The sequence below is a fragment of the Mycobacterium sp. genome (assembly GCF_035570115.1).
GTDB lineage: Bacteria > Actinomycetota > Actinomycetes > Mycobacteriales > Mycobacteriaceae > Mycobacterium.
Genome location: NZ_DATMLH010000321.1, coordinates 1 through 6156 on the forward strand (window position 1 = coordinate 1; position 6156 = coordinate 6156).

Annotated in this window: 5 protein-coding genes and 2 pseudogenes; 5 read left to right on the top strand and 2 right to left on the bottom strand. The window is 64.7% G+C overall.

What is annotated here, in order from left to right; all coding sequences use genetic code 11:
• Nucleotides 1–420 (bottom strand): nitroreductase family protein (locus tag VNW74_RS30030; RefSeq protein ID WP_325683710.1); only part of this gene is annotated, 420 nt, incomplete at its 3' end.
• Nucleotides 421–448: 28 nt separating this feature from the next.
• Nucleotides 449–778: pseudogene (locus VNW74_RS30035) on the bottom strand (YceI family protein); the annotation flags it as partial.
• A 132-nt stretch (nucleotides 779–910) separates the two neighbouring features.
• On the opposite strand from VNW74_RS30035, the gene VNW74_RS30040 reads away from it, so the two are divergent.
• The 5 genes and pseudogenes from VNW74_RS30040 to VNW74_RS30060 form a co-directional block, all read left to right on the top strand.
• A complete protein-coding gene (locus VNW74_RS30040) occupies nucleotides 911–2419 on the top strand; it encodes an ABC transporter substrate-binding protein (protein WP_325683712.1) in 1509 nt (502 codons plus the stop codon).
• Complete coding sequence (locus tag VNW74_RS30045) at nucleotides 2420–3370, top strand: ABC transporter permease (protein ID WP_325683714.1); 951 nt, start codon at nucleotides 2420–2422, stop codon at nucleotides 3368–3370.
• Nucleotides 3367–4242, top strand: coding sequence for an ABC transporter permease (locus VNW74_RS30050; protein ID WP_325683716.1), 876 nt, complete (start codon nucleotides 3367–3369; stop codon nucleotides 4240–4242). Before VNW74_RS30045 ends, VNW74_RS30050 begins: the two co-directional genes overlap by 4 nt.
• Nucleotides 4239–5867 (top strand): ABC transporter ATP-binding protein, encoded by a 1629-nt coding sequence (locus VNW74_RS30055; RefSeq protein ID WP_325683718.1) that lies wholly within the window; start codon nucleotides 4239–4241, stop codon nucleotides 5865–5867. The genes VNW74_RS30050 and VNW74_RS30055 overlap by 4 nt, the downstream gene beginning before the upstream one ends.
• A gap of 32 nt (nucleotides 5868–5899) precedes the next feature.
• Nucleotides 5900–6156 (top strand): annotated as a pseudogene (locus tag VNW74_RS30060) (exodeoxyribonuclease V subunit gamma); the annotation flags it as partial.

Below are 6156 nucleotides of genomic sequence, written 5' to 3' on the forward strand. Positions count from 1 at the left end.
CAGGTAGGCCACCTCATAGCCGTCCGGGACGCCCAGGATGGCGCGGGCTTTGTCCTGATCCCCCACCGACGAATGCCCGGTGCCGATGCCGAGGTCGGTGGCCGCGATCATCATCGCCATGGTGGCCTGGCCGACGTCGTACTGGTCGGTCACCTTGCGGCGTTCACTCGGCGGTTCCGGCAGGACGAAGGCGATGGCGGCCGCTGCCCCCGCGATGTGACCGGCGCCCTGCCAAACCGTCGAAAGTTCCTGCAGCTGAGCCTTATCCGTGACGATGACGAAGTCCCATGCCTGACGGTTCTTCGCCGACGGCGCCCGCCAGCCGGCCTCAGCGATACGGTCCAGGTCGGCTTCTGAGACCGGCTCGGGCCTGTACTGCCGGACATTGCGCCGCGCACGGATCGCATCCCAGGTTTCCATCTCGTCCTTCCGTCCGCGCCTCTGGCCAGGCCTGCTTGAGGGCCTCGAGCGCCAGCGTGATCGTGACCTTGTCGCCCACCATGGTGCCACCGCCGTCGAGTGGCAGCTCGGCGCCCGCTCCGAAGTCCTTGCGGCTTAGCACAACCGAGGCGTCGAACCCGGCGACTTCGCTGCGTCCCATGCCGGGGTTGACGCCGTTGAACACCAGCGTCAACGCGACAGGCTTGGTGACGCCCTTGAGGGTGAAATCGCCGTCGAGCACGTAGTCGTCCCCGTCGGCCCGCACTGCGGTGGATACGAATGTCGCGGTCGGGAACTGGGCGACGTCGAAGAAATCGGCGGCCTTGATGTGAGCCTCCGCGGCTGGGAGCGACTGCGCGTCGTCTTAGCGTGAGTTAGGCGTCGGGAAATCGGCCGAACGTGCCGATCGGCAATGGAAGAGCGCCCGCGGCTTATACGGTGACATTGCCAATCCGACGCGGGAGCCCCAATGAGACGACACGCGCTCGTGCTCGCTGTGGTCGTCGTGGTCATCCTCAGCGGCTGTTCCACCGGTCAACGGGTGGACCTGGGGGACGCCGCATCGGGAACCCTCGTTGCGGCGATAGCGGGCGAGCCCGACCAACTTGACCCGCAAAAGACCAGCGCCCACTTTTCGTTCGAGATACTCGAGAACGTCTTCGACACGCTCGTCGAGCCGGACGAAAACCTCGAGATGCGCCCTGCACTTGCCAAGTCCTGGGACATCAGCGACGACCAGCTCACCTGGACCTTCCACCTCCGCACCGGCGTCACATTCCAAGACGGCAGCCCATTCTCGGCAAACGACGTCGTGTACTCATACCGGCGCATCATCGACCAACAACTCGCCCCCGCCTACCGCTTCAACGCCGTCACCGATATCAGCGCGCCTGACCCCGCGACCGTCGTGATCAGGGTGAAGCAGCCCACGCCCAATCTGCTGGTCGACATCGGCGGGTTCAAGGGAATGGCCATCGTGCAACGGAAAAACGTCGAGAGCGGCGCCATTGCCACCCACCCGATCGGCACCGGGCCGTTCGCGTTCAAGAGTGCGACAAGCGGTGATTCCGTCTCGCTGGTCGCCAACAAGAACTACTGGGGACCTGCTCCGGTGGTCTCGGGTGTGACATTCCGCTTCATCCCTGAAGCATCGACCGCGCTGTCTGCACTGCAGGCCGGCGAAATCGACTGGACGGATTCCGTTCCCACTCAACGCGTCGATGAACTGAGGGGCGACGACTCGATCACACTCGGGGTGACGCCGAGCAACGACTACTGGTACCAAGCACTGAACGAGGCACGCAAACCGTGGAACGACGTGCGGGTGCGCCAAGCGGTCGCCTACGGAATCGACCGGCAGGCGATAGTGCAGGCCACCAGTTACGGCACCGCGGTAGCGAATCAGCTGGCGATCCCGAAAGGTAACCCCTGGTACGTCGACTACCAGCGCTACTCACGCAACCTGGAGACCGCGAAAACGCTGCTCGGTCAGGCCGGGGTAAAGGACCTGACAATGGATCTGCTGGCGACGAGCGACTATCCAGAGACGGTGACGGCAGCCCAGATCGTCACGGACAACCTTGCGCCGCTTGGCATCACGGTGAAGATCCGCACCGTCGACTTCGCCACCTGGCTCGACGAGCAGAACAACGGGCACTTCGACATGCTCATGATGGGCTGGCTCGGCAACATCGATCCCAATGACTTCTACTACGCGCAACACCACACCGGGGGCAAGAGCAACGCCCAGAAATTCTCCAACCCGCAAGTCGACGCCCTGCTCGATGCGGGCCGCGTCGAAACCAACCGGGAGAAACGCTTGGACGATTACACGAAGGCCGCGACGATCATCGCCGACCAGGTGAGCTACCTCTACTTGTACAACCCTTCAGTGATCCAGGCCTGGAACAAACGTCTATCGGGATATGACGTGCGCCGCGACGGGGCCGTCCGATTCGGCACAGCGAAGTTGAACTGAGTGAGGGTCTTTCGCTTCCTGGCGCGCAGGCTGCTGTATTCCCTTGTCGTACTTTTGGGGGTGCTTGTCGTGGTCTTCGCTTTGGTGCATCTGGTGCCGGGCGATCCGGTCCGCATCGCGCTGGGCACCCGCTACTCCCCAGAGGCCTACCGGGCGCTGAGGTCGGCGAGTGGGCTGGACCGCCCGATCGTCGAGCAGTTCGTCGGCTACGTCGGCTCAGCACTGAGCGGCAACCTCGGCGTGAGCTTTCGCAATGGCGAACCCGTGACGGTGACCCTGCTCGACCGGCTGCCGGCCACGCTGTCGCTCGCGGCGGCTGCGATTGTCATCGCTTTGCTGATCTCGGTGCCTGCCGGGACCTGGGCGGCACTTCATCAGGGCCGGGCCTCGGACGCGATCGTGCGGGTCGCGACCCAGTTCGGCGTTTCCATCCCCGACTTCTGGATGGGCATCCTGCTCATCGAGCTGTTCGCGACGACGCTGCGCTGGCTGCCCACCTCGGGTTATGCGCCGCTGATCGGAGACCCGACGGGGTGGCTCCGCCATGTCACCCTGCCTGGCTCCACCGTCGGGCTCGTCGCTGCGGCGATCATGACTCGCTACATCCGCTCCGCCGTGCTCGACGTCGCCTCGATGGGCTATGTGCACACAGCGCGGTCGAAAGGGTTGCCACCCAGGGTGGTGACAATTCGGCACATCCTGCGCAACGCGCTGATCCCAGTGTTGACGATCACCGGGATCCAGCTCGCGACGATCCTCGGTGGCGTCATCGTCGTCGAGGTGGTTTTCGCCTGGCCGGGCCTGGGCCGGCTGGTCTATACCGCAGTGGCAGCCAGGGATTACTCACTGATCCAGGGTGCGGTGCTACTCATCGCCACGCTGTTTCTCCTCATCAACCTGATCGTCGACGTACTCTATTCGGTTGCTGACCCGAGGATCCGGCTGTCATGACCGTCGACACCTACGACCGGCGCGCGTCGTGGCGGCTGGCGCTGCGCAACCCGCTGACCCTGATCAGCGCGGTCATTCTCGCTGTCATTGTCCTGGCCGCGCTCACCGCCGACAGGATCGCGCCGTACGGCGTCAACAAGATCGATGTGCCGAACGCGCTGCAACCGCCCAGCGGCGCACACCTTTTCGGCACTGACGAACTCGGCCGCGACATCTTCTCGCGAGTTCTGGTTGGGGCGCACGCCTCGCTCGAGGTCGCGGCGGCCAGCGTGACGTTCGCCTTCTTCGTGGGTGTGACGCTCGGCGCTGTCGCCGGTTATCGGGGAGGTTGGCTCGACACGGTGGTGATGCGCGTCATCGACGTCATGTTCGCGTTCCCGGTGCTCTTGCTCGCCCTGGCCATCGTGGCGGTGCTCAGCCCAGGCTCGACGACCACCATCCTTGCGATCGGAATCGTCTACACGCCGATATTCGCCAGGGTGGCACGCGCCAGCACGCTGAGCGTGCGCATCGAACCATTCGTGGCGGTCTCGCGCACGCTCGGAACGGGAAACGTTCTCATCCTCCGGCGTCACATCCTGCCGAACATCGCCAGTCCCGTGATTGTGCAGACCTCGCTGTCGCTGGCGTTCGCGATCCTGTCGGAGGCGGCGTTGTCGTTTTTGGGGCTCGGCCTCCAGCCGCCCGAGCCGTCCTGGGGGCGGATGCTTTTCGACGCGCAAGGCTTCGTGCATCTGGCGTGGTGGATGAGCGTGTTCCCCGGATTGGCGATATTCGTGACAGCGCTGGCGTTCAACTTGCTGGGCGACGGACTACGCGACGTACTCGACCCGAAGCAGCGCACACTGCTCGACGCACGAAGGAAGCGATGAGGAAAGTAGCACTCTCCACCCGCGATCTGCGAGTCCGTATCGGCGCACGCGAGATCCTGCGCGGCATCTCTCTCGAAGTGAAGCACGGGCAGACCCTCGGCATCGTCGGCGAGTCCGGATCGGGAAAGTCGATGACCGTGCTGGCCGCGACCGGCTTGCTGGATGCTCCCGGAGCCGAGGTGACCGGATCGAGTGTGCTTATGGGCGAAGCCGGTTCTGCGCCTGTCCAACTCGTGGGTGCGTCGGGGCGCGTGCTTCGCACTGTCCACGGCGGCCGGATCGGGTTCGTGTTCCAGGATCCGGGGACATCATTGAACCCACTGCTCACGTTGGAGCGACAGATCTCCGAGTCGCTCGAAGCCCACCGCGGACTCACCCGACGGTCAGCGCGGGCACGGGCGCTGGAGCTGCTGGATGCAGTCGGTTTGCCCGACCCCGCGGACCGCGTGAACAACTACCCGCATCAGCTTTCCGGTGGACAGCGACAACGGGTCATGATCGCGATCGCGTTGGCGTGCGACCCGGAACTACTGATCGCCGACGAGCCGACGACGGCGCTGGACGTGACGACGCAAGCTCAGATCATCGAGCTGGTCAGGCAGCTACAGCGCGACTTCGGGGCCGCGGTGGTTTGGGTGAGCCATGACCTGGGGGTGATCGGTCAGGTTGCCGATAGCGTGACGGTGCTGCACAACGGCGAAGCGGTGGAGCAGGCACCGGTTCTCGATGTGTTCGATCGCCCGCAGCACCCCTACACTCGTGAGCTGCTCGAGGCGAGTCCGCGCATCGACGGCGATGTTGCTCCGCCTCATGAGGACGCGCCGGTGCTGCTGAAGGTCAGCGGACTCGACGTGCGGTATTCGGTTACCGGGCCGGTCGGCAGCACGGTCGTCCATGCCGTCAGAGATCTGTCGTTTGAGATCCGACGCGCAACGACGCTGGGCCTGGTGGGCGAATCGAGCTCGGGAAAATCGACGGTCGCGGCGGCGCTGACCGGCCTGGTCAAGCCCCACGCCGGCTCCGCGTCGCTGGCCGGCACCGACGTGTTCACCGTCCGGCGCGCCGACGAGAGGGCGCTGCGCAGACGTATCAGCCTGGTGATGCAAGACCCGTTCGCGTCGCTCGACCCACGCGCGCGAGTCGGGGCTGCCGTCGCCGAACCGCTCTACGTTCATCAGCTCGCGAAGGGGAAACGCCAACGGCGAGAGCGCGTGGCAGAGCTACTCGGGCTGGTCGGTCTGCCAGCCGATTTCGCGTCGCGATATCCTCATGAGCTTTCTGGCGGCCAACGCCAACGTGTGAGCATCGCACGAGCACTCGCGGTGCAACCGGAATTGCTCATCCTCGACGAATCGACTGCCTCGCTTGATGTTTCGGCGCAGGCGAACATCTTGGATCTGCTTTCACAATTGCAGCTCGACCACAATCTCACCTACTTGTTCATCACACACAATCTCGCCGTGGTGCGACGGATGAGCCACGACGTCATGGTCATGCGGGTGGGCGCCGTCGTTGAATACCGGCCCGCCGCGGAACTCTTCGCGGCGCCTGAACAGGACTACACCCGTGCCCTGCTGGCCGCAGTGCCCCCCGCGCGACCCAGGGCCTCCGCAGACCCCCGCTGACCTCGGTGGGAGGTACAGGATCGAACCTGTGCGAAGCGCCGGCCGACCTGCCCGCACGACTGTCATTGTTTGGGCACACCCGCCTCGCTGCACCGACATCGAGCTGCTGCAAGCTTGTCCACTCATCACGACATGCACCTGTGGCTGCCACATCCCAGCGACGCCTTGTGGCAGAAGCTCGCCGGCAGCCACGGTGCAATCCCCCGTCGCGACGACACCAGCCACCGCGACAGATACATCCTCGCCCCTGATCCGACGCAAGATGAGGCCATGAATTTGTGGGGGATGC